Here is a 24,706-nt window from a genome sequence, read left to right as displayed (position 1 = left end):
ATTGAGCTGGTTTGTCTTTTTCTACTGCCTATTTATAAATAGCAATCTGATATATCCTTTGTGATATGATAGCTATTTATGCTTTTGATTAACTGCTTTTATTGTAACTTGTTTGCTAATAATGCCTATTTTGTGTTATTTGCGAAATCTGTAACTCTAAATGGAGGGCGTTTTTCATGAAGTGCAAGGAAGGGCTCGAAATATAAAGAGCAGGATAGGTAAAATATACAATTCTTCATGTTGGCACTTCTTTCAGCAATCAATGTCTTTCCTTTATAAGCATGTATCTCTTTTAAATTACCATATATGGTGAAAAGCATGATAGTATGCTTTAATACTATGCTATTTATGTGCAAATTCACTGTATATGGTGAATTTACTTGTTTTTATACTAAAAAGATTCTATCTTTGTGAGAAAGTTTCTATATATGGTGAATTATGGATTTAATAGAGATAGGAAAACATATTCGCGAAAGGCGTAAGGAGTTGGGGTTGGATCAGTCTACGTTGGCCACTCTTGCAGGAATAGGGATTAACGCTTTGGTCCGCTTGGAACGTGGAAGTGGTAATCCCCGCTTCGATGTTCTTTTTAATGTCCTGAAAACTTTAGGACTTAGTATTCATATTCAATAATAGACACACATATGAGTCGATCTGCCAAAGTCTATATAAAAGGTATTTATGCCGGTCTGTTAACAGAAATAGATCGTGAACACTATTCATTCTGTTATGATACGGACTATTATAATAATCCACAACTCCCAGCTGTCTCACTGACCATGCCCAAGACACAGCAGGAATATACCTCTTCCTATCTTTTCCCTGTCTTTTTTAATATGACATCTGAAGGGGATAATCGGATTATTCAAGCTAGAAACCTGCATATTGATGAAGAGGATGATTTTGGTATTCTTCTGGCTACTGCCCATACAGATACAATCGGAGCAATAACAATTAAAAAAATGTGATAATGGGAACTGATATTCATATTTGTCCCTCACTTTTACGGGAGACTGGTGGAGAAAGCGGATATTCACCCAAAGCCTTGAAGCAGCTTTCTGATGGGAAAAATATATCTTGTGAATTACCTTACAGGCATTTTGACGATAATGTCGGTATTGATCTCTTCAATAACAATAGCAAACGCATATCCGTTTCTGGAGTCCAGATTAAGTATTCTTTAGTTGCCGATGACGGGATATTGCGATTGACCAAAGAGGGAGAACAGGGCGAATTCATATTAAAGCCTGTTCCCAATAATCTCCGTAACAAGGAGTTTTGTCCTGCTAACGAACATTTGACAATGCAGATAGCTGCGCAAGTATATGGGATTCCGACAGCTCCTAATGGATTATGCTTTTTTCAGGACGGAACCCCTGCTTATTTTGTACGACGTTTTGATTTGTCGGAGAAAGGAAAGTTACAAAAGGAGGATTTTGCTTCTTTAGCCGGGCTTACCAGGAAAAATGGAGGTTCCGATTATAAATATGACAATCTGGCCTATGAAGAGTTTGCAAGAATTATAGATAAATACAGCTCTGTCCCCCAAGTGGATAAATTGCGTTTTTTTGAACTTATCTTGTTCAACTTTGTCTATTCTAACGGCGATGCCCATTTAAAGAACTTTTCTTTATTGGAAGAGAAGAAAGGAAGATTCCGCCTATCTCCTGCTTACGATTTATTGAATACTCATCTCCATATAAACGATGGTATCTTTGCCATGAGCAAAGGTTTGTTTGTTAATCCTGAACCGGATTATTTCGGTGGTGCATCAGCGGTTACTGGGAAGACTTTTTATCACTTTGGCTTAAAAATAGGTCTACCCGAGCGTTTGGTAAACTCTTGTCTCGAAAAATATAGTAAGATATATGAATTGACTGATCAACTGATTGAACATTCTTTTCTCTCTAAAGAATTGAAAAAGCAATATAGACTTATGTATAAGTCAAGAGTCGGGAGCTATCTTAGTGTTATTGAGTAATAATGTGCACATTATTACTCTTTTTTTATATTAAGATGAACAAGATCCCCAAAAAGATTTGTCTAACATAAGAATCTGTTCTTTTTGTCATTCTTCTTTTCTGTTCCGATAATTGGCCGGTGATGTTCCCAAATGCGCTTTTACGTATTTCCCGAAAAAGGACTGATTGGGGAAGTTGAACTCTTCCGCAATTTCCTTGATAGACTTTTCCGAACGTTTTAATCGGTATTTGATATGCTCCACGGTAGTTTCGTTAATCAAATCCAACGGAGTCCTGCCACATGCCTGCTTGATGACTTTCGAGAAATGCTTCGGAGTATAACAAAGCTCGTTGGCAAAATAACTCACCGAACGGTGCATACCCTTGTCCTTCGATAACAGTTCCATGAACTTCCGCAAAATGTAATTCACCTGTTTGATGCCTTCTTTCGAACCTTCCATGTTGCCGGAAGCTTCGATTTCCTTATGAAGCTGCCCCATCATTTCGCAAAAGATAGCGGAGAAGAGATGTTGTATCACTTCTTTGTGGTAACAATGAGGCTCATCGTTTATTTTCGCTATAATTAAATCCCGGTAGAATCCGAAGACTGTTTGATCCTCCCCGTTGTCAACCGACTTCACCGGATTGTTGTGGATATGAATGGCAGTATTCCACGTTTCCTTTTCCATTTTAATAATACGTTGCAGGAAACGGGTAGAGAACCCGGCAAGCCTGACCTTATATTTAGGACTTAGCATTGTATGGCTGATAATCGTGTTGGGTAGACCGAGCAGCAGCTCGCCCGCCTGCAACTTATAGGTCCGGTAGTTGACGTCTAACTGGATGCACCCTTCTATACAAACCGCGATGAGAAAACAATTCAGTTTGATTGTATCATTACTATAAGGAGTCCCCTCCAGACTGTTGACTATCGCAAAATCATCATCGATATAATCAAGGACGTGCTGACTGTCCTTAAAATCCTCTATATCCACCGTAATAATGTTCTCTTTTTCCATGTTCTTTCCTTTTTTACTTTTTGCAAAGTTGGTGAATAATCGGGAAAACAGAATGTCCCATACTTCTTCAGATTTGTTTGATATGTCGTTTATTGCCAAATAGTTAGCTATAATAAACGTAAATGGCGAAAATAGGACATTTATGGAGGGAAATTGGTCACTCTTGCCTTGTTCTTTTCTCCTACTTTTGTCCAGGATTTAACAAAAGACCAAAAGAGAAAGTATGATTACAGTAAGCAAAAAATGGATACGGCTGATAGGGATTGTCGGTTGTACAGTGTGGATGGCATCTTGCAAGCAAGCATCGGATGCGGGAGTGAAATCTTCTTCTTATGCAGTAATGCAGATAGAAGCGGTGGATAAGGAATTTTCTTCTTCCTATTCGGCGAGCATACGTGGGCGACAGGATATTGATATTTATCCGCAGGTGTCGGGAACGATTGAGAAACTCTGTGTGACCGAAGGGCAAAAAGTACGCCGCGGGCAATCGCTTTTCATTATCGACCAAGTGCCTTACAAGGCCGCACTGAAAACCGCCACTGCCAATGTGGAAGCAGCACGTGCCGCACTGGGTACTGCCGAACTGACCTACAAGAGCAACAAAGAACTGTATGCACAGAAAGTAGTTTCGGAATTCAGCCTGAAAACGGCCGAGAATTCTTATCTCACCGCCAAAGCTCAACTGTCGCAGGCCGAAGCACAAGAGATCAGTGCCCGCAACAATCTCTCTTATACCGAGGTGAAAAGTCCCAGTGACGGAGTCGTAGGTGCGTTGCCTTATCGTGCAGGCGCATTGGTAAGTGCCAATATGCCCTATCCGCTTACTACGGTCAGCGACAACTCGGATATGTATGTCTATTTCTCCATGACCGAGAATCAGTTGCTTGCCCTCACCCGCCAGTATGGCGACATGGACGAAGCGTTGAAGAACATGCCGGAAGTGGAATTACGCCTGAATGATAATTCGGTTTATAATAAGAAAGGTGTCATCGAATCCATCAGCGGCGTCATCGATCGGCAAACGGGTACTGTGGTGGCGCGCGTGGTGTTCCCCAACGAATCGCGGTTGCTTCATAGCGGAGCATCGGGCACGGTGGTAGTGCCGAGCATTTATAAAGACTGTATTGCTATTCCGCAGACGGCCACCGTGCGGATGCAGGATAAGACGATTGTATATAAGGTAGTGGACGGGAAGGCTGTATCTACCCTGATAACAGTGGCCGCAAACAATGACGGACGCGAATATGTGGTGCTGGACGGACTGAAAGCAGGTGATGAAATTGTATCGGAAGGCGCCGGACTGGTGCGCGAAGGCATGCAAGTTAAATAAGAAGGAGACTGATTATGAAAGGAAATATATTTATAAAACGGCCGGTGATGGCTATCTCCATCTCCGTACTGATTCTGGCTATAGGGCTTATTTCGCTCTTCACGCTGCCGGTGGAGCAATATCCTGACATTGCGCCTCCAACGGTATACGTAACTGCCAGTTATACAGGCGCCGATGCCGAGGCAGTGATGAACAGTGTCATCATGCCACTGGAGGAGAGTATCAACGGTGTGGAAGACATGATGTACATCAGTTCCAGTGCTTCCAATGCAGGTTTGGCTATTATACAGGTTTATTTCAAGCAGGGCACGGACCCCGATATGGCGGCAGTCAACGTGCAGAACCGTGTGGCGAAAGCGCAGGGATTGCTTCCGGCTGAAGTAACGAAAGTCGGCGTCAGCACGATGAAGCGGCAGACCAGCTTCTTGCAGATTGGTGCTTTGGTCTGCACGGACGGTCGATACGATCAGACGTTCCTTGCCAATTACCTGGACATCAATGTCATTCCCCAGATTAAACGTATCGAGGGAGTGGGAGACGTGATGGAACTGGGCGATACATACAGTATGCGTATCTGGCTGAAACCGGAACGGATGGCACAATACGGACTGGTTCCGTCGGACATTACCGCTGTGTTGGGTGAGCAGAATATCGAAGCTCCTACCGGTTCACTGGGCGAAAGCTCGAAGAATGTTTTCCAGTTTACGATGAAATATCGCGGACGCCTCAAAAGCGTGGAAGAATTCCGGAACACGGTTGTCCGTTCGCGGGAAGACGGTTCGATACTTCGCCTGCAAGATGTGGCAGAGGTGGAACTGGGTACGATGACGTATAGTTTCCGCAGTGAGATGGACAGTCAGCCTGCCGTTCTTTATATGATATTCCAGACAGCCGGTTCCAATGCTACCGCTGTTAACAAAGAAATCACTACGCAGATAGAGCGGATGGAGAAGAATCTGCCGGAAGGAACGGAGTTCGTCACGATGATGAGTTCCAATGACTTCCTTTTCGCTTCCATACACAATGTGGTGGAGACGCTGATTATTGCCATCATTCTGGTCATCCTCGTGGTCTATTTCTTCTTGCAGGATTTGAAGAGTACGCTGATTCCCTCTATCTCTATCATTGTGTCGTTGGTGGGTACGTTTGCCTGTCTGGTGGCTGCGGGTTTCAGTCTGAACATCCTGACACTGTTTGCGCTGGTGCTTGCCATCGGTACGGTGGTGGATGATGCCATTGTGGTGGTGGAGGCCGTGCAATCCAAGTTCGATGCCGGATATAAGTCTGCCTATCTTGCCACGAAAGACGCAATGGGCGACGTGACGATGGCTATTGTCTCCTGTACCTGTGTATTTATGGCTGTGTTTATTCCTGTAACCTTCATGGGAGGTACTTCGGGCGTGTTCTATACACAATTCGGTATCACGATGGCAACTGCCGTAGGTATTTCGATGATTTCGGCTTTGACGCTCTGTCCCGCTTTGTGCGCCATCATGATGCGTCCGTCGGACGGAACCAAGAGTGCCAAGAGTATCAACGGACGGGTACGTGCAGCTTACAATGCTTCGTTCAATGCCGTATTGGGTAAATATAAAAGAGGTGTGATGTTCTTCATCCGCCATCGCTGGATGGTGTGGACTTCACTGGCTGTTGCCGTTGCCTTGCTGGTTTACCTGATGAGTACCACTAAAACGGGACTTGTGCCGCAGGAAGACCAAGGTGTCATTATGGTGAATGTCAGCATTTCACCGGGAAGTACGCTCGAAGAAACCACGAAAGTGATGGACCGCTTGGAAAATATCCTGAAAGATACACCCGAAATAGAACACTACGCCCGCGTAGCAGGATACGGACTGATATCCGGTCAGGGAACTTCGTACGGTACGATTATTATCCGTCTGAAAGACTGGAGCGAACGAAAGGGCAAGGAGCATAGCTCGGATGCTGTGGTGTCTCGCCTCAACGGACAATTCCAGGCGATAAAGGAAGCACAGGTATTCAGCTTCCAGCCTGCCATGATTCCGGGTTACGGTATGGGTAACTCCCTCGAACTGAACCTTCAGGACATGACGGGTGGAGAATTGGCTACGTTCTATGAAGCGGCTATACAGTTCCTCGGTGCTCTGAACGAGCGTCCGGAGGTAGCGATGGCTTATACATCGTATGCTATCAACTTCCCGCAGATATCGGTGGAAGTGGACGCTGCCAAATGTAAGCGTGCAGGAATTTCGCCGAGTGCGGTGCTCGATGCGGTGGGCAGTTATTGCGGTGGCGCGTATATTTCCAACTATAACCAGTATGGTAAAGTATATCGTGTGATGATGCAGGCTTCGCCTGAATACCGCCTCGACGAGCAGGCACTGAATAATATGTTTGTACGCAATGGTACGCAGATGGCTCCGGTGAGCCAGTTCGTGACGCTGAAGCAAGTGCTGGGACCGGAAACGGCTAACCGTTTCAACCTTTACAGCACCATCACCGCCAATGTGAATCCTGCCGACGGTTACTCCTCCGGCGAGGTGTAGAAAGTGATTGAAGAAGTGGCTGCGCAATCTTTGCCGGCAGGCTACGGATATGAATATGGTGGTATGGCACGCGAAGAAGCAAGTAGCGGTGGTGCGCAGACGGTTTTCATTTACGCCATCTGTATCTTCCTTATCTATCTGATTCTGGCCTGTCTTTACGAAAGTTTCCTCATACCGTTTGCCGTTATCTTCTCCGTGCCGTTCGGGCTGATGGGGTCGTTCCTTTTCGCCAAAATACTCGGGTTGGAGAATAATATCTATCTGCAGACAGGTGTGATTATGTTGATCGGTTTGCTGGCTAAGACAGCCATTCTGATTACGGAGTACGCCATAGAACGTCGCCGCAAGGGAATGGGTATTGTGGAGTCTGCCTACTCTGCCGCACAAGTCCGCTTGCGTCCTATCCTGATGACGGTGTTGACGATGATCTTCGGTATGCTTCCGCTGATGTTCTCTTCCGGTGCGGGTGCCAATGGCAATAGTTCGCTGGGTACGGGTGTTGTGGGCGGTATGGCTGTCGGGACACTGGCATTGCTCTTTGTCGTTCCGGTTTTCTACATCATCTTTGAGTTTTTGCAAGAGAAAATCCGTAAACCGATGGAAAAGGAACCAGATGTGCAGGTGCTTTTAGAGAAAGAAAAGAGTGAAGTTGAACGCGAACGTAAATAAATGAAAGAAAGAATGAAGAAGAATATCATCACATTAGTTGCCATCAGTCTGTCGTTGAGCGGTTGTGGCATCTATACCAAATACGAACCCGCCACTGTCGTTCCCGACGATCTTTACGGCGGGGAAGTGGTGACCGAAGACACTGCCGGTCTGGGTAATATGGACTGGCGGGAACTCTTCACCGACCCTTATTTGCAGTCTCTCATTGAAGTGGGATTGCAGACCAATACCGACTATCAGTCTGCCCAGCTCCGTGTGGAAGAAGCACAGGCCGTACTGATGTCCGCCAAACTTGCTTTTCTGCCCGCTTTTGCTCTTGCTCCGCAGGGAACAGTGAGCAGTTTCGATACGCAGAAGGCTACGCAGACTTATTCGTTGCCCGTTACTGCCAGTTGGGAGTTGGACGTTTTCGGGCGTATGCGCAACTCCAAGAAACAGGCGAAAGCGCTTTATGCTCAAAGCGAAGATTACCGTCAGGCAGTCCGTACACAGTTGATAGCAGGTATCGCCAATACCTATTATACCCTGTTGATGCTGGACGAACAACTCGACATCTCCCGTCAAACGGAAGAGGCATGGAAAGAAACCGTTGCGTCCACCCGTGCATTAATGAATGCCGGACTGGCAAACGAATCGGCTGTGTCGCAGATGGAGGCGGCCTATTATCAGGTGCAGGGTTCGATCCTCGATTTGCAGCAGCAGATCAATCAGGTGGAGAACAGTCTTGCCTTATTATTGGCGGAGACGCCACGCAACTATGAGCGTGGTATATTGGCAAAGCAACAGTTTCCTGCCGACTTCTCGATAGGGATTCCTGTCCAAATGCTTTCTTCCCGTCCGGATGTCCGTTCGGCAGAGCGGACGTTGGAAGCGGCGTTCTATGGCACCAATGCGGCACGTTCGGCTTTCTATCCTTCCATCACTTTGAGCGGGAGTGCCGGATGGACAAACTCCGCCGGGGCGATGATTATCAATCCGGGCAAGTTTCTCGCGTCAGCGGTAGGTTCGCTTACGCAGCCGCTCTTTAACAGAGGACAGGTGGTGGCACAATACCGCATTGCCCGTGCGCAACAGGAAGAAGCGGCTCTCGGTTTTCAGCAAACGTTGCTCAATGCCGGTAGTGAGGTGAATGATGCGTTGATTGCCTATCAAACCAGTCAGGGAAAAAGAATCTTGTTGGATAAACAGATCACTTCCCTGCAAACGGCTCTGCGGAGCACTACTCTGTTGATGGAGCATGGTAATACAACCTATCTGGAAGTGCTTACCTCCCGGCAGTCGTTGCTTAGTGCGCAACTCTCGCAGACGGCAAATCATTTTACTGAAATACAAAGTTTAATTAACCTATACCGTGCTTTAGGAGGAGGTCAGGAATAAACTGTATCATACTCTCTGTTTTCTAATTTAATGAAAGAAGGGCTGCCGGAGAAGTGATTCTGTGGCAGCCCGTTTGTTAATCGGTCAATATGCGGCGAATTGGCTTGCAGCCGGAAACTTCAGCCAGCATAAAGAATAATGATGGTATTATTTATCAGCCAGACCTTTCTTTTTTCTTTCTTTATATTGACTGGGTGTTTCCCCGGTATATTGCTTGAAAGCCGTACTGAAATAACTCGGAGTGGTAAACCCTGTTTTCTCTGCAATTTCAGAGAAGGGCATATCCGTGCCGGATATCAATGTAATAGCTTTTTCTATACGGAGCTTACTGATATACTCGTTCGCTCCCATGCCTGTAAGTGCTTTCAGTTTGTTATAAAGCGAAGAACGGCCCAATCCTACTTCCTGGCAGATAAACTGGATGCCCAGGTTGGAATTTTCTATATTTTCCTGGATGATACTATTCAGTTTAATCAGGAATGTTTCGTCTGTCAGGCTGATGGTGCTTTCTTCCGGAGTGGGGATTAATCCTGCGTTCAAATACCTTTTCTTGGTATATTCCCGGTTTTTCAACCGGTTGCGGATAAGTTCCATTAGCATTTCCACTTCGAAAGGTTTGCTTAAATAGCCGTCCGCTCCATTCTTGTAACCGCTTATTTGGCTTTGCCTGTCATCTCTGGCAGTTAGCAGAATGACTGGGATGTGACTGATATTGATATCCTCTTTAATCGTTTTACAAAGTTTATACCCGTTCATCCGAGGCATCATCACGTCACTGACTATAATATCAGGGACATGGCTTCTGACCAGTTGAAGGGCTTCCCCCCCGTCTCCGGCGATAATTATCCGTTTGAAGTATCCTTCGAACGTTCTTTTCAGAAAGTCTGTCATATCCGGATTGTCATCCACTACGAGAATAGTGTATGGAGTGGTGTCGAATACCTCTTTCGCGGACGGCTGCCCGCTGTTATCATCCATCATCAACTCGTTCAGATAAGCTTTTGGCTCGCAGATGATTTCTTCCGGTTCCTGCCTCAACGGCAACTCAAAGAAAAAGCTGGCTCCGGTTTCTTCATTATCCTGTGCGCCGATAGAGCCGCCGTGCAGTTCCACCAGAATCTTGGAGTAAGACAAGCCGATTCCTGTTCCGCTCTGTTCTCCCGTTCCCTGGTAGAAGCGGGTAAAGAGCTTGTGCGTATCCACTTGTTTCAGTCCGCATCCCTGGTCGATGATGGAGATACGCACCCGGTTTTCTTCGGGCAGCAGTTCCGAAGCAATCGTTATTTCCGTGTCCTGCGGACTGTGTTTCAAGGCATTGATAAGCAGGTTACTTAGGATAATCTCGCATTTGTCCTTATCGAAACTGACTTTCTCTATCCGTGGGTCGAGCTGATAGCGGATATGCACATTCTTTGCTTCCCCCTCACTGATAAAATCCTGCGAAACGTGTTCAATCCATTGATTGAGCGGATGAGGCTGAATTTGCAGTTTACTCTCCCCTACTTCCATTTTCCGCACGTCGAGCACCATATTAATCAAGTTCTTCATCCGTTGTGCCTGCCGGTAGATGGCTTTTAACGGCAGATATTGGCTGTCTCCGGAAGAGAGCGACTTCAAAATCTGATTGAGTGGCGCATGAATAAGCGTCAGCGGAGTCCGTAACTCGTGGCTGATATTGATAAGAAAGCGTACCTTTTCCTCGTACATCTGTTTCTCATGCTCTTTCATCGCCCATTTCAGTTTTTCCTGATTACGTTTCAATGTTCTGCGGAAAGTTTCGATGATTATGGTGGCAATGAGAATGGCACAACCGAGAATGAACCACCACGTGCGATACCACGGCGGGAGTACGGTTAGTTCCAGTATTTTCTGGTTGGGAATCCAACTGCCGTCTTTCACTGTGCATGAAGCCATAATTTTGTAATAGCCCGGTGGTAACGACCGGATTACCAATTCCGGCTGGTACGATTCGATATACTGGTCGTTCAATCCCTCTATCCGGTAGCGATAGACTTTCTTGCGGAAGATATCCTCTTCTTTCGACATGATTCGGATAGTGATATTGCTGTTCCACGGGACAGAGATTGCTGCCGGACGACTATATAGCTTGTTCTGTGCAGGCTCACCATTGATGATAATATCCAACAGTTGCAGTTCCGGCATTTCCGATGTATTCAGCAGCAGCTGGCCGTCAATGCGCAGCATACCCTTTACACCGCCGATATAGACATCCCCCTCATTGTTTACCAACCGGGCGTTGGGCAGATATTCGTTTTGGATAGCTCCGTTCGACTCTCCGAAGAGAACGAACTTCTGTTCCTGTATAAGCCAGGCGAAAAGCAGATTATCCGCACCTATCCATACTTTGCCCCTCTGGTCGCATTGCACCATGTTGACTTCTGTAAACAAGTTGGTAGGGATGTGCGTCTGTTTTTGGGAAACGGGGTTGTAGTGGATAAGGCCGAAATTGCTTCCTATCCAGAAATCGCCGTGCTCGTCGTGTGACGCCGAACTGATTACGGTATCCTGATAACATTCGAAGGTTGTTTGCAGCAAGGAATCCCCATCGTGCAGTTCGTAGATATGTTTGAAATCGTTGATGTAAGTCCGGTTGTTCTCGTGCTTGAAGGGGACGAGCGTGCCGACAATACTTTTCCCTTCTTCTCCGGTGACCTTGTCGAATTTCTTTTCTTTCAGGTGATACTGGTAGACATGGTCGCCCAGTAATAACACGGTGTTGGGGGTGTTCTGATATAAGTTGACCGATTTACCCCGGTTGCAAAGTTGTGTCGTAGTTTCTTTGTCGACAATGGTAAAAGGCTGTTTCTCCCCGGTTGCGGGGTTGAATATGAATACTCCTTTGGAGAAAAGGGAAATCAGTAGTTTTCCGGGAGTGAATCCGCTGATAAACGCTATTTTATCGTTCCAGGTAGAAAGATAATGGGTGAATTTCTCGGTACGCGGGTTAAAGAGGTTGATACCGCCGCCGTCCGTACCAATCCAGATACTGTCGGGCGATTGGCGGTAAAGACTTCGCACGGTGCTGTTGCTTAGTCCGCGGTCGTTGCCGGGGACTACGTCGGTGTAGGTTTTCATGAACACTTCCCGGATGCTAATCAATCCGTTGCAGGTGCTTCCTGCCCATATATTGTTGTTATGGTCGTTGTGCAGGCAGAGAATGGAGTTGGCGGGGAGAGAGTAGTTTTCACGTCCCGGGATATATTCCAGTTGGGAGATTTCCCCGGTTTCGGGGGTGAGGATATTGATTCCGCCGCCGTCGGTTCCTATCCACAGTTGCCCTTCCCTTTCGGCGAGGCTTAGGACGATGTCGTTGCTGAGGGCGGAGTTGCGGGTGGAATACGAAGCCAGTAGTTTGCCGTCGTGTGAATAACAGCGCAGTCCGGCGCTGTAAGGGGCAATCCATATTCTTTTCCGGCTGTCGGTCATCATGGTGGTAATTTCCGGTCCGCAGTCGAAGGGGGGACGTCTGTGCTCTCCGGTATGCAGGTCTACGAGGAATATGCCCCTCCAACGGCTGCAACAGAGCAGCGTCTTTGAGTCCCACATACTGAGAGCGTTGATTTTAAAAGGGTTGGCATTGAAATATTGCAGAAGCCGGAGAGAAGAATCTTCGTAACTATATTTGTAAATCCTGTCCTTGCCGCCGAAAAGGATTCCGTCCGGGACAAGGCAGAAGGAATAGGCGGTGATATTCTTCCCGTCTTCGTCCGTGGGGAACGTGAAGTCGTTGCTCTGCTGTTGGTAGCGGGCAATGCCTTTTTCGGTCAGTACCCAGATGTTGTGTTGCTTGTCTTCGGCAATCTGATAAATCAGGTTGTGGAGAAGCGAGTTCGGGTCGTTTGCCTGGTGTTTGTATCTTTTCAGTTCGTGCCCGTCGAACTTTCCCAGTCCCGATTTGGTACCTATCCATACGAAACCCTGCTCATCCCGGAGAATACAGCGCACGTTGGAAGGCAGCCCTTCTTTCAGAGAGATTTGTTTAAAGTAATAGTGTTCTGCCCGGAGAGGGAGAACACCGACTAACTGTATGATAAAGAAAAGGCTTGGCAGAACAGCGTATTTGGTTTTCATGTAAAGCAGGTTTGTTTATGAGGACAGATGCCTTCTTTATAATACGGCTAACTTGTCCCCTTTTAAGGTGATTTCGTATTTTTTCCCTTTTACGGTCTTGAACTTGAGCGTCTTGTCTCCGTATCTTACGTTACAGGGGATTCCGGATTTGGAATGGATGATAGCTTTCTCCAGTTGTCCCTCTTTCCAGGAGATGGAAACCTCAAAATTTCCTTTGGCGCAGATTCCGCTTATTGAGCCGTTTGCCCATGCATCCGGCAAAGCGGGAAGAAGTTGGATGAATCCCATGTGGCTTTGCAATAACATCTCGATTATTCCTGCCGTACCGCCGAAGTTTCCGTCTATCTGGAAAGGCGCATGGGTATCCCAGAGGTTGTCCAGTGTACCGTTTTTCAATAAGTTGCCGTATAGTTTATACGCATGGTTTCCGTCTTGCAGTCGTGCCCATTGGTTGAGCTTCCAACCCATGCTCCAACCGGTAGCGCCGTCTCCGCGATGTTCCAGTACCACTCTGGCTGCCTGTGCAAGTTCGGGGGTAGTCACGGGAGAGATGGTATGCCCCGGATGCAATCCGAACAGGTGGTTGACGTGGCGGTGTTCATCTTTCGGGTCGTCTATGTCGGTAGACCATTCCAACAACTGACCGTAGCGTCCTATGCGGTACGGAACTAGTTTTGCCAATACATTCTCCCATTGTTTGCGTTCTTTGGCGTCCGTTCCGAGCACCTTGCTTGCCTGGATGGCGTCCAGTAATATTTCACGTACTACGGCATGCGCGAAAGTGACTCCCTCGTCCACCGGGCCGTGTTCGGGAGAAGTGGAAGGAGCGGCGGTGTAAGTCCCGTCGGGCTTGTGCCACAAGTGGTCTACCGCAAACTGTGCGCTGCTTTTGATAAGGTCGTAGCCGATTTCCTTTAAGAATTTCGTGTCACGGGTATAATCATAATACTCCCATATATGCGTTGCCAGCCACGGACCGACGGTAGGATTCAGGTTCCATGCCATAGATTTGCTGGATAAGGGAGCTGTGAATCCGAAGATATTGGCAGAGATGGATGCTGTCCATCCGCGGGCGTTGAAATAGGCTTGTGCTGTCTTCTCGCCGGGTTTTACCAAGCTGCGTATAAAGTCAATCAAAGGCCATGTACATTCAGAGAGATTGGTGGGGCACGCAGGCCAGTAATTCATTTGAATGTTGATGTTATTGTGGTAATCTACCCGCCACGGGCCGTCGGTATTGTTGTGCCACAATCCTTGCAGGTTGGCTGGCATGTTGCCGGGGCGCGAACTGGCTATGAGCAGATAGCGTCCGAACTGATAGTACAATTGTTCGAGCTGATAGTCCGGCACGCCTTTCTTATAGCTAGCCAGTCGTTTGTAGGTCGGCAGGTTGGGAGTGCCGATTTCCGGATTGATTTCAAAACGTACCCGATTGAACAGCGCGGTATAATCGGCTTCGTGATTACGATAAAGCTCGTCATAACCTTTTTTCAGGGCATTGTCCATCATAGCCAGAGTCGTTTGTGACGGGTCGTTGCCGACGTAGGCTTTCGGGTCTTTGAAGTCTGGGGCAAAGTTCATCTTATAATCGGTATCTGCCGTAAGCAGGAATACCACTTCGTCAGCATCCTTCACAATAATCCGGTCGTTTTCTGCTTTCAGTGTTCCCCCTTTGTGGATAGCTTTGATTCGGAAAGCGAATTTCATTCCGTTGTTATTGAGAACGCCGGTATATACTAATCCGTCGTTTCCATCTGCTTCCAGATGGCTTTTTGCTTCGTTGTTGGGACAATAGCTAAGTACAAGATTCTGTTTTCCGCCTTTGTCGGCAGTAAACTTCATGACCATAACGCTGTCTGGATAGGATATGAAGTATTTACGTTGATACCGTATCCCGTCTTTGTAAAATTGCACCACAGCCATCGCCGAATCCAACGACAGGATGCGGCGGTAATTGCTCATATTGATTTCGCTGAGTCCGGTTTCCACATAAAGCTCTCCCATCGTGGTAAAAGCACCGAAGCGGAACGGAGTCTCGTCTTTTTCTTCATAAGCTCCCAGCCCGTTGAAGTTTTCCTGCGTGAGATACCCCGCCTTTTTAGAATCCCCGTCCAGGAAAGCCTGCCGGATTTCTTTCAGTACACCTGACGACTGTTTGTTTACGTTCCAATAATACTCGGCGCCTTTGGCGGTATTCGGCCCCCCTTTCCAGAGAGTTTTTTCATTCAGTGTGATTCGTTCTGCGGATATGGAGCCCATGATATTCGCTCCCAGGCTGCCATTCCCGATAGGTAGCGAACGGCTTTCCCATGCTTTGTCCGGATTCGCCCCTGTGCCGTTGGCACGTAGCCAGATAGCTTGTCCATCGAGATTGTTGGGAGTGTCGAACCATACGGAAAGCCCTTGAGTATAATCCACCGTCTCTATGGACGCTGCGGAAAGAGAAAAAAGTGTGCAAAGAATAAGAGGGCAGAGTTTTTTCATAATATGTGTTGTTTAAAGGAATGTGAGATACAAAGGTACTTGTTTTTTAAGATTCTGTCTAGCGGGTTGGTTTCAATTTTTACCAATAGGCTTTTAAAAATCGCTAAAAGTGCTTCTTTGTGGGTTTGGTAAGATGTTTCTAATGAAGAACCGGGTCTGGTTTACATTCAGTATATCCAATTTTCAAAGAAAAACACTCCGACGGATGATGTCCGGTCTGGAGATAAATACTACCTTTGTTTCCTATATAAAAACAAGTATGTATCTGACAGGTATGAGCCGGGAAGAATTATATGCCGAAGCATATAAGGACCTCATTGCAATATCGACCCCAATGAACATGTTTATAGATAAGGTGTGTAAGAAAGCAACGATGATGAGTCCATTTTGATCTATTGTTTCTTGCAGTACTCATGGAAGAGTATCAGGGCAGAGAACATTTTTAAAATCATTTGTTTGTGAAAGTAGCGGAAAGAGCGTATCTTTGTTTGCACTGATAAAAAGTGAACTCATAAATACACCGGATTATGGAATATGTATCATCAGAAAGAAAGTTGCTGCCATACGGCATGATGAACTTTGCGGATATTCGTCTTGATAATTATTATTACGTGGATAAAACCTCGTTCATCCCTGTAATAGAACAATCGGACAGATTCTTCTTTTTCATCCGCCCGCGCCGGTTCGGCAAGAGCCTTACGCTGAACATGTTGCAACACTATTATGATGTGCGTACACGTGACAAGTTCGATGCCCTGTTTGGCGACCTCTATATCGGAAAGCATCCCACACGAGACCGTAACAGTTATCTGGTGCTGTATCTCAATTTCTCAGGAATTAGTGGAGAGTTGCACAACTACCGTCAAGGGTTGGATGCACATTGCAATACCAGCTTCGATTATTTCTGTGATATTTATGCAGAATACCTGCCGAAAGGCATTAAGGAAGTCTTGAATGAAAAAGCAGGAGCTGTTGAGCAGTTGGATTATCTATATCATCAGTGTGAACTTGCCGGGCAGCAAATATATCTTTTCATTGACGAATATGACCACTTCACCAATGCCATCCTCTCGGATGCCGAAAGCATTCACCGATATACGGAAGAGACCCACAAGGAAGGCTACCTGCGCGCCTTCTTCAATAGGGTGAAAGCCGGAACCTATTCCAGCATCAAGCGTTGCTTCATCACCGGAGTGAGTCCCGTCACGATGGATGACCTCACCAGTGGATTTAATATTGGCACCAACTATTCCCTCACACCGAAATTCAACGCAATGATGGGTTTCACCGAGGACGAAGTCCGCGAAATGCTGACTTATTATTCTACTAAAGCTCCATTCCATCACACTGTAGATGAGTTGATAGAACTTATGAAACCGTGGTATGACAACTATTGCTTTGCGCAGGAGTGTTATGATCAGCCAACCTTGTACAACTCCAATATGGTGCTCTATTTCGTTAAGAACTATATTGATAATAACGGAAAGGCACCGCGAAATATGATAGAAAGTAACATTCGTATCGATTACGAGAAACTGCGTATGCTTATCCGCAAGGATAAAGAGTTTGCGCACGATGCCTCCATTATCCAGACTTTAGTGAGCCAGGGATACATCACCGGCGAGTTGAAAGACGGTTTCCCAGCTGCCAACATTGTAGATTCCGATAATTTCGTGAGCCTGCTCTATTACTTCGGCATGCTCACCGTGAGCGGAACATTTGAAGGCAAGACCAAACTCATCATACCCAACCAGGTAGTGCGCGAACAACTCTATACTTATCTGCTGAATACATACAATGAAGCCGACCTCAGTTTCAGTAACCATGAAAAAGATGAGCTATCTTCCGCCTTGGCATATCGTGGTGCATGGCAATCTTACTTCGACTACATCGCCGATTGCCTGAAACGCTACGCCTCTCAGCGCGACAAGCAGAAAGGAGAATCCTTCGTACATGGCTTCACTCTTGCCATGACAGCGCAAAACCGTTTCTACCGTCCCATCTCCGAAGCAGACACGCAATCCGGATATGTTGACATTTTCCTGTCTCCCATGTTGGAGATTTACCCTGACATGAGCCATAGCTACATCATCGAGTTGAAGTATGCCAAATACAAAGACCCCGAAAGCCGGGTGGAGGAATTGCGGGCGGAAGCTATTGCCCAGGCCAACCGCTATGCTGACACCGACAGGGTGAAGAACGCTATTGGCACTACGCAACTACACAAGATTGTGGTAGTGTATAAAGGTATGGAAATGAGAGTTTGCGAGGAGGTAAATTCTTGAGATACAGCATTCGATAGCTGTTAATTATCAGGAAAAGAAGTAGAGAGCTTATAAAGTAATATTCATTTCGGTATAGTACTGAATCATTACAGCATCGAATAAATTTCTCCACTGGATATTTATTTTTCATCTTTCCATCTCCCCTTTCACCTTTTCTCTGTCTCTTCGATGAGTAAAGAGTTTGCGGGTGAAGTGCAACCACTTCACCATCTCTTCACCTGTGGCGATTAGTTTCAAAAATTGTTTCAAGGCTTGAAACAATCCGTTTCTCGGTGTGAAACACTTCGTTTCATACGGTGAAACACTTTGTTTCCAGGCGTGAAACTTTTAGTTTCAAATAGGGTTGAAACTAATTACGAAATAGCTTTACTAATCTTTCTCTGATGGTGGAATCAGAGAGTAGAAATTTGATTCGATTATGAACTTGTTCAAACACCGACTTTTGCCCATATGATGAATCTATATACCCTGCTTGTCGGACATATATATTCAGCGTGGTGAGTATATATACCTACTACGCTGGATATATAGATCCATCAGCTAATTTGAAAGAACTGAATGCGCTGAAAGCACTCTACCTTGTTTGCAGTATCTTTCTGCGAGGGACGTCTTTTTTCGCTTTCAGCCGCTATTTCCTTCTATCAAGGCGTTTGCAGACAAAATTGAAACGGATGGAACCGGATTATAACATGAATATTCAATAAGAGGGCTTTGGTAAGGTTAGAACCGGATAGTTGGATATTGTAATCATTGTCTTTTTGTGATAAGAACCATTTCTCCGATGGAACGGGTTGATTTGGTGAAAAGTGAATATTTAATGGCTATTTTTAAAATACCTCTTTTTAAAAGCTACTCTACCTTTGTGACAAGAATGTTAGTTGGAAAAGCTATCTCGGCTCTTCATTCTTAAATCTGATGTCTATGAGACTTATTTTGTTAGCTAATGAATATATGAATCTTTATTATTAAATGTAGTATTATGAAAAAAAAGAGGCTTATGAAAAAACAAGGCTGCTTTGTTGTTCTTATGATGATGCTCTTGCTATTTCCTTCAGGAGCGTTTGCACAGCAACAAATGATTAAAGGACAAGTGGTAGATGATAAGGGGGAAACCATTATTGGAGCTACGGTCATGGTAAAAGGGGCAAAAGAAGGTACTTTGACCGACATTGACGGTAACTTTTCTGTCAAAGGTAAAATTGGCAATACCTTAACCATCTCTTACGTGGGTTATTCTCCCCTCGAAGTAAAAGTGACAAAACTTGAAGGCAACCGCTTCGTATTGCGGGAAGATTCAAAACTTCTTGATGAGGTTGTTGTAGTGGGTATGGACAAGCAGAAACGTAGCACCATTACGGCTGCTGTGTCTACTGTAAAGTCCGACGCTATTGTCAACCGCCCTATTACCGACTTGACAAGTGCCCTGCAAGGTAACGTAGCCGGTTTGAATTTTGATACAGATGCAGTATCCGGTGGTGTTGGTGGTGAAACTGGTGCTGAAATTAAATTCAATATCCGTGGTGCAGGTTCTATTAATGGAAGTGAACCATACGTGTTGGTAGATGGAGTGGAACAGAGTCTTCAGAATGTAAATCCGAATGATATCGAATCAATCAGTGTATTGAAAGACGCCTCTGCAGCGGCTGTATATGGTGCGCGCGCTGCTTATGGTGTAGTATTGGTTACTACGAAAAGCGGTCGGAAAGAAAAGGCACAGGTCACTTATCGTGGAACGGTCGGGTTCAGTTCACCTATTAATATGCCGGATCAGATGAACTCTATTCAGTATGCTAATTACATAAATGAAATGGCTGCCAATGGAGGTAATAAGCAGATAATTTCTGATGATCTTATTAAGAAGATGGAGGGGTTCATGCAAAATCCTTATTCGGCAGAGTTTCCGGGTATAAATGCGAATGCACTCGGGACAGATTGGGCATCTTCGAGAGATGCAGTATATGCAAATACAGACTGGTTCGATTTCTATTTTAAAGATGCTGCTATCCGTCATTCACACAATCTGAATGTAACGGGAGGTTCGGATAAGTTCAACTATTATGTAGGGCTAGGATACACTTATCAGGAAGGCCTGCTTGACCAGGTAGACGATAATCTGAGTAAATACAATGTAAATACGAAACTCCAGATTAAGGCTAATGACTGGCTGAAATTCAATTTTAACAATAATATAACGTTGAATATTATTAAGCGTCCGATGCCAAACCAGCTTATTTTCTACGCACGCGTTGGACAATCAATTCCGAATGCTCCGACGCATTATCCGATTGAATCCCAATATAATGACGCTACGGAACTTCGTAATATGAAGGAATCGCATTATGTACAGAATCGTATTTCGGATGCAATGTCTTTTTCTGCTACTGTTACTCCGTTGAAAGGATGGGATATAGTGGGAGAAATGAAAGTCCGTTTTGATGTGGAAGACAATAGTTTCAAGCGTGGATTTCCTACTTATGAAAAACCTGACGGAAGATTAGTCATGAACTCAGGTACAGATCAAGGGTATGCGTATCCGGGAATGAGTTACCTCAACTCGAAATGGGGTTCTTATACCCATGGCAATGCCTTTAATTATTATCTTTCTCCCAATGTGTCTTCATCTTATACTCATCAATGGGGAAGTCATTTCTTTAAGGCTATGGCAGGTTTCCAGATGGAATTACAGGAAAACTCCAGCGACTATACTTATAAAGACGGTCTTCTAACTGACGACATTTATTCTTTTGCCAGTGCCAATGGTATGTTATATGCGGGAGATGACCGTACGCATTGGGCTACGATGGGTATGTATGCCAAGTTGAACTGGAACTATAAGGAGACATATTTTCTGGAATTTAGTGGGCGTTATGATGGCTCTTCCCGTTTTGCACCGGGAAATCGTTGGGGATTCTTCCCTTCTTTCTCTGCCGGTTATGATATAGCCCATACGGACTATTTTAAGAATTGGAATCTTCCATTTTCCCAACTGAAAATACGTGTTTCTTATGGACGCTTGGGTAATCAAAATACGAAAGGACTTTATGATTATCTTGGGCTAGTGGATTTGTCGGCTGGTTCATCCAATGCCTGGCTGTTGCCGGGAGTGAATGCCACTCCTTCCAAAGGAGTAATTGTCAATACACCTAAGATGGTCAGCCCTTATATTACGTGGGAGAAAGTGGATAATGCCAATCTTGGTATCGACTTGATGTTACTGAACGACCGGCTTTCTGTTACTGCCGATATTTATCAGCGTACAACACATGACATGATTGGCCCGGCTGAGGCTATTCCGGCTATCGGGGGTATTAGTGATGATAATGCGGCAAAGGTAAATAATGCTACGCTACGAAATCGTGGTTGGGAATTGTCTGTACAGTGGCAGGATAAATTGAAATGTGGTTTTAGCTACGGTGTCGGATTCAATGTGTTCAACTATAAGGCGGTAGTTACAAAATATAATAACCCGGAAGGACTGCTTTTCAACAACCATACCGGCTTACCGGGGAATAAAGGATATTATGAAGGAATGGATTTGGGTGAAATATGGGGATATCAGGCAGATGACCTTTTTATGAGCAATCGAGAAGTGGATGAATACCTCAAGAAGGTGGACCTTAGCTTTTTCAAATCAAGCGACAGGTGGCAGCGTGGTGACGTGAAATACATTGATTCTGACGGTAATGGAAAAGTAGATCCGGGTAAAGGTACATTGGCAGATCATGGTGACCTAAAGAAGATTGGCAATGCTACTCCTAAATATTCTTTCGGTATCAACTTGAATGCCGGATACAAAGGATTTGAAGTGTCAGCTCTCTTCCAGGGAGTGGCTAAGAGACAATTCGCGATGGCAGGTGCCCAGTATCTTTATGGTGCAAACTGCTATTTCAAAGAACATCTTGATTATTTCAGCGCCCAGAATCCCGGCGGATATTTACCGCGCTTGGTTGACTCTAGTACTAAAGACTATGAAGCGAATGCAGGCTATAATACAACTCGTTATTTATTGAATGCGGCTTATATGCGTCTGAAAAATTTGACGGTTTCTTATAACTTTAAACCTCAATTGGTGAAGAATATGGGTCTGAGTGGCTTGAAAGTATATTTCACTTGCGACAACTTATTCACTGTCACTAAGTTGCCGAAACAATTTGATCCCGAAACAATCAATCAGGTGAACTGGATAGTTGGTGGTAGCAATGCTGCCGCTCCGGGACTTACTTCACCCTTGACTCAAAATGGTAATGGTAGAGTATATCCGATGAACCGGAATTTTGTATTTGGAATTGATGTCACATTTTAATTAGAGAGGAACTATCATGAAAAAGAAAATAATTATCCTGACAGCCTTCATGGGGCTGCTATTGTCGGCCTGTTCTGATTTTCTAGATCGGAAACCATTGACGCAGCCTGAAGATAAAGGCTTTTTAGTAGGTCGGGAACAGCTGGAGAACTACATTAATGGTTTATATAGCGCATTGCCGACACCCACTCAATTTGGTATGAGTGTCAGAGGAGAAGAAGTGAATAGTGACAACATTTTGGCAGAGAAGTATGACAAACGCCTGAATGGTGAGAATAATCAGTTCAGTGGTGCTACTGACTGGGAGAAGGGTTATCAAAATTTGCGTAATGTCAACTATTTCTTCTATCATTATGAGGTTCCGGAGAACTTGGAAACAGATGAAGTTCTTTCACTCAGGGGAGAAGCTTATTTCTTACGTGCATATTGGCACTTCTATTTGCTTACCCGCTTTGGAGATATACCTATTATGGATGATTTTTGGGATGGAAACGCGACATTGGAAGGTTTGCAGATTCCGGCTTCGAAACGTTCGGATGTTGCCCGGTTTATATTAAGCGACTTGAAGGCTGCTATCGGTGAGATTCCCGAAGCAAAGGCAAGTCTGTTTCCCCGTAGCAAATATTCGGGATTACGTATTAACAAAGAGGCGGCTGCTATTTTGGCTATGAGAGTGGCGCTTTATGAAGGCTCATGGGAAAAATACCATAAAGGGACTGATTTTGCTAAGGAAGATAATTCTGCCGAGTTCTTTCAAGAAGTATTGAACTGGGGTGACCAGCAACTTTTTCCTGCAGGTTTGACTTTGAATACAAAGGAGACTGATGATGAGGCTGTTAATCCGGAAGATGCGTTTGCACACTTATTTAATAAAGGGGATTATTCCCAAATTTCGGAAGCGGTATTCTGGAAGAAATATTCCGTGGATGGTGGTGTATATCATGTGTTAGGCCAATTGCTTGCCGGAGGAGTGATAGATAACCAGGGACCTGCAGGATTATCAAAATCATTGGTCGACAATTATTTGAATGCAGATGGTTCTTTTATTAATCCGGAGGATGAAAAGTATAAAGATTTCAATCAGATGTTCGAAGGCCGTGATGGGCGACTTCTTGCCACTGTGATGCATACGGGATCCAAATTTCGTTCAGCAGCCGGATCGAAAGCTGCTAAACCAATGAATGTGAAAGCTTATGATGCTACTGGTACTGAAGAAGAAATGAAAGAAAAAAATGCTGATATTGTTTGTCCGAACTTGACTGGTGACGGTAAATACAAAAGTGTTACGGGATTCCATATTAATTTGGGTATTGACACTGCTTATGTAGAGGGAAACTGTGAAACGGGTATTATTTTATTCCGGTATGCGGAAGGATTGCTCTGTTATGCGGAAGCTGCGGCAGAATTGGAAGGAAAATGGAACGACGCTGTATTGAATAAAACATTAAAACCACTGCGCGAAAGGGCAGGTGTGACATGGGTAGAGCCGAAAGCTGATCCTAATTTCCCATTTACCGGCCTTACTCCTTTGTTGCAGGAAATTCGCCGTGAACGACGTTCGGAACTGGCTCTTCAGGGATTCCGTCTGGACGATTTGATGCGTTGGGCAGAAGCCGGAACATTGAAAGGTATGAAAGGACGTGGCAGAGGTGCTTATTTGGGTGAAGACGGTATCCTGTATCAAAGTTACTCGCCCAAAGATCATGAGACATTGAAGTCTGTATTGGTAGATAATGACAAATGGATGGATCCGTTGCAACAATATTTGCCGAATGGATATCTCTTTAATTTGAACCGGGATTATTTATTGCCGATACCACAGGATGAATTACAGATGAATCATCAGATACATCAAAATCCGGGTTGGGAGACAGTTAGCGAATAAATACTTAATGAACCATATTATTATGATAAAGAAAATACTATATAGATTTTTGCCCGTTTGCCTGCTAGTGGCAGGATTTTCGGGTTGTAAGGACGATACGATGGAGCCATTGCCGGAAACTGTGCCTTTGATAGTGGAAGCAAATGCAAAGAGCTTTGTAATGGGGGAGAAATTGATACTTACTGTAAAAGTGAATGATACAAAGAATCCGGATCGGGTTTCTAATGAGGATTTTGATATTTATCTCACTGCCAAAGACGGAGAGAAAGATGCTTCAAAAACGGCATTCAAATCTTTCCCTTCAATGGTTACTTTCCCAAAAGGAGAAAAATCATTCGATATAGAATTACCGATTATCGAGAGAGGATTGGAAGCTAAACAGAAGTTGTATGTGAATGTAACATCTTTTGTGCGTGGTTATGCTATGAAGGAAGCTACTCAATCTATTGTTGTTTCCGATCTCCATTATACCATAGTATCTTTAAAAAACAATTCGGATAGAGTGATAAATGAGGGTGACGAGTTTACTATTCAGGCGGAAGTTCCTGTTCCGGTGATGGATGATATGGATATTAATATCACTGTACCTGATGAGCAGAAAGATTTTTATGTGACGTTGCCCCCTGCTACATTGACTATTAAAGCTGGAGAAAAAACAGGAGAAGTGAAAGCTAAGACCAAGCATAACACATAAATCCGGAAAAACCAGACGTGCCGCTTAACAAAAACGATGCGTTTCAAAAAGTACAAAAACGACGCGTACAAGAAAAACGGTG

General features: G+C 44.9%; 14 protein-coding genes and 1 pseudogene. 11 read left to right on the top strand and 4 right to left on the bottom strand.

Features of this window, described 5'->3' with window-relative positions; all coding sequences use genetic code 11:
• Positions 1-438 precede the first annotated feature (438 nt).
• Genes LPH68_RS02720 through LPH68_RS02710 form a run of 3 tightly spaced genes read left to right on the top strand, consistent with a single transcriptional unit; the run spans position 439 to position 1,981 of the window.
• Positions 439-633: a helix-turn-helix domain-containing protein gene (locus tag LPH68_RS02720; RefSeq protein ID WP_004316118.1), complete on the top strand. Its 195-nt coding sequence runs from the start codon at positions 439-441 to the stop codon at positions 631-633.
• Positions 634-644: 11 nt separating this feature from the next.
• The gene (locus LPH68_RS02715; protein WP_004308471.1) at positions 645-968 is read left to right on the top strand and encodes a HipA N-terminal domain-containing protein; all 324 of its coding nucleotides are present in this window, start codon (positions 645-647) and stop codon (positions 966-968) included.
• A 2-nt stretch (positions 969-970) separates the two neighbouring features.
• Positions 971-1,981, top strand: coding sequence for a type II toxin-antitoxin system HipA family toxin (locus LPH68_RS02710; RefSeq protein ID WP_032852437.1), 1,011 nt, complete (start codon positions 971-973; stop codon positions 1,979-1,981).
• Between the two features lie 87 nt (positions 1,982-2,068).
• On the opposite strand, the gene LPH68_RS02705 is transcribed toward LPH68_RS02710, so the two are convergent.
• Positions 2,069-2,980 carry an AraC family transcriptional regulator gene (locus tag LPH68_RS02705; protein ID WP_004313768.1) on the bottom strand — a complete coding sequence of 304 codons (912 nt, stop codon included), beginning with the start codon at positions 2,978-2,980 and terminating at the stop codon, positions 2,069-2,071.
• 223 nt (positions 2,981-3,203) lie between these two features.
• Here LPH68_RS02705 and LPH68_RS02700 point away from each other — a divergent pair, with 223 nt between their 5' ends.
• The 3 genes and pseudogenes from LPH68_RS02700 to LPH68_RS02690 all read left to right on the top strand — a co-directional run bounded on the left by LPH68_RS02700 (position 3,204) and on the right by LPH68_RS02690 (position 8,881).
• Entirely contained in the window at positions 3,204-4,310 is a 1,107-nt protein-coding gene (locus tag LPH68_RS02700) for an efflux RND transporter periplasmic adaptor subunit (protein ID WP_008641480.1), read from the top strand.
• 14 nt (positions 4,311-4,324) lie between these two features.
• Positions 4,325-7,504 (top strand): annotated as a pseudogene (locus tag LPH68_RS02695) (efflux RND transporter permease subunit).
• Between the two features lie 12 nt (positions 7,505-7,516).
• Positions 7,517-8,881 (top strand): efflux transporter outer membrane subunit, encoded by a 1,365-nt coding sequence (locus LPH68_RS02690; RefSeq protein ID WP_120068385.1) that lies wholly within the window; start codon positions 7,517-7,519, stop codon positions 8,879-8,881.
• A 147-nt stretch (positions 8,882-9,028) separates the two neighbouring features.
• Here LPH68_RS02690 and LPH68_RS02685 read toward each other — a convergent pair whose 3' ends face one another.
• Together LPH68_RS02685 and LPH68_RS02680 are read right to left on the bottom strand one after the other, a co-directional pair.
• Positions 9,029-12,973 carry a hybrid sensor histidine kinase/response regulator transcription factor gene (locus LPH68_RS02685; protein WP_151923247.1) on the bottom strand — a complete coding sequence of 1,315 codons (3,945 nt, stop codon included), beginning with the start codon at positions 12,971-12,973 and terminating at the stop codon, positions 9,029-9,031.
• A 36-nt stretch (positions 12,974-13,009) separates the two neighbouring features.
• On the bottom strand, positions 13,010-15,457 hold the full coding sequence (locus tag LPH68_RS02680; protein ID WP_151923248.1) for a glycoside hydrolase N-terminal domain-containing protein: 2,448 nt from the start codon (positions 15,455-15,457) through the stop codon (positions 13,010-13,012).
• A gap of 142 nt (positions 15,458-15,599) precedes the next feature.
• Here LPH68_RS02680 and LPH68_RS02675 point away from each other — a divergent pair, with 142 nt between their 5' ends.
• Together LPH68_RS02675 and LPH68_RS02670 are read left to right on the top strand one after the other, a co-directional pair.
• Positions 15,600-15,848, top strand: coding sequence for a hypothetical protein (locus LPH68_RS02675; protein ID WP_225450099.1), 249 nt, complete (start codon positions 15,600-15,602; stop codon positions 15,846-15,848).
• Between the two features lie 136 nt (positions 15,849-15,984).
• Positions 15,985-17,742, top strand: coding sequence for an AAA family ATPase (locus tag LPH68_RS02670; protein WP_120068350.1), 1,758 nt, complete (start codon positions 15,985-15,987; stop codon positions 17,740-17,742).
• Positions 17,743-17,868: 126 nt separating this feature from the next.
• On the opposite strand, the gene LPH68_RS26590 is transcribed toward LPH68_RS02670, so the two are convergent.
• Positions 17,869-17,991: a hypothetical protein gene (locus LPH68_RS26590; RefSeq protein ID WP_255679315.1), complete on the bottom strand. Its 123-nt coding sequence runs from the start codon at positions 17,989-17,991 to the stop codon at positions 17,869-17,871.
• Between the two features lie 730 nt (positions 17,992-18,721).
• On the opposite strand from LPH68_RS26590, the gene LPH68_RS02665 reads away from it, so the two are divergent.
• The 3 genes from LPH68_RS02665 to LPH68_RS02655 are packed head-to-tail and all read left to right on the top strand — an operon-like array spanning position 18,722 to position 24,624.
• Positions 18,722-22,045 (top strand): TonB-dependent receptor, encoded by a 3,324-nt coding sequence (locus LPH68_RS02665; RefSeq protein WP_162612964.1) that lies wholly within the window; start codon positions 18,722-18,724, stop codon positions 22,043-22,045.
• A 16-nt stretch (positions 22,046-22,061) separates the two neighbouring features.
• Positions 22,062-23,930, top strand: a complete 1,869-nt coding sequence (locus LPH68_RS02660; protein ID WP_087318023.1) for a RagB/SusD family nutrient uptake outer membrane protein — start codon at positions 22,062-22,064, stop codon at positions 23,928-23,930.
• Positions 23,931-23,952: 22 nt separating this feature from the next.
• Positions 23,953-24,624: a DUF5006 domain-containing protein gene (locus LPH68_RS02655; RefSeq protein WP_230296851.1), complete on the top strand. Its 672-nt coding sequence runs from the start codon at positions 23,953-23,955 to the stop codon at positions 24,622-24,624.
• Positions 24,625-24,706: the final 82 nt, after the last annotated feature.

It is taken from the genome of Bacteroides sp. 1_1_30 (assembly GCF_020982715.1).
GTDB lineage: Bacteria > Bacteroidota > Bacteroidia > Bacteroidales > Bacteroidaceae > Bacteroides > Bacteroides xylanisolvens.
Note: the sequence above shows the minus strand (reverse complement) of the source record. Positions and strands in the feature narration are given on the sequence as shown.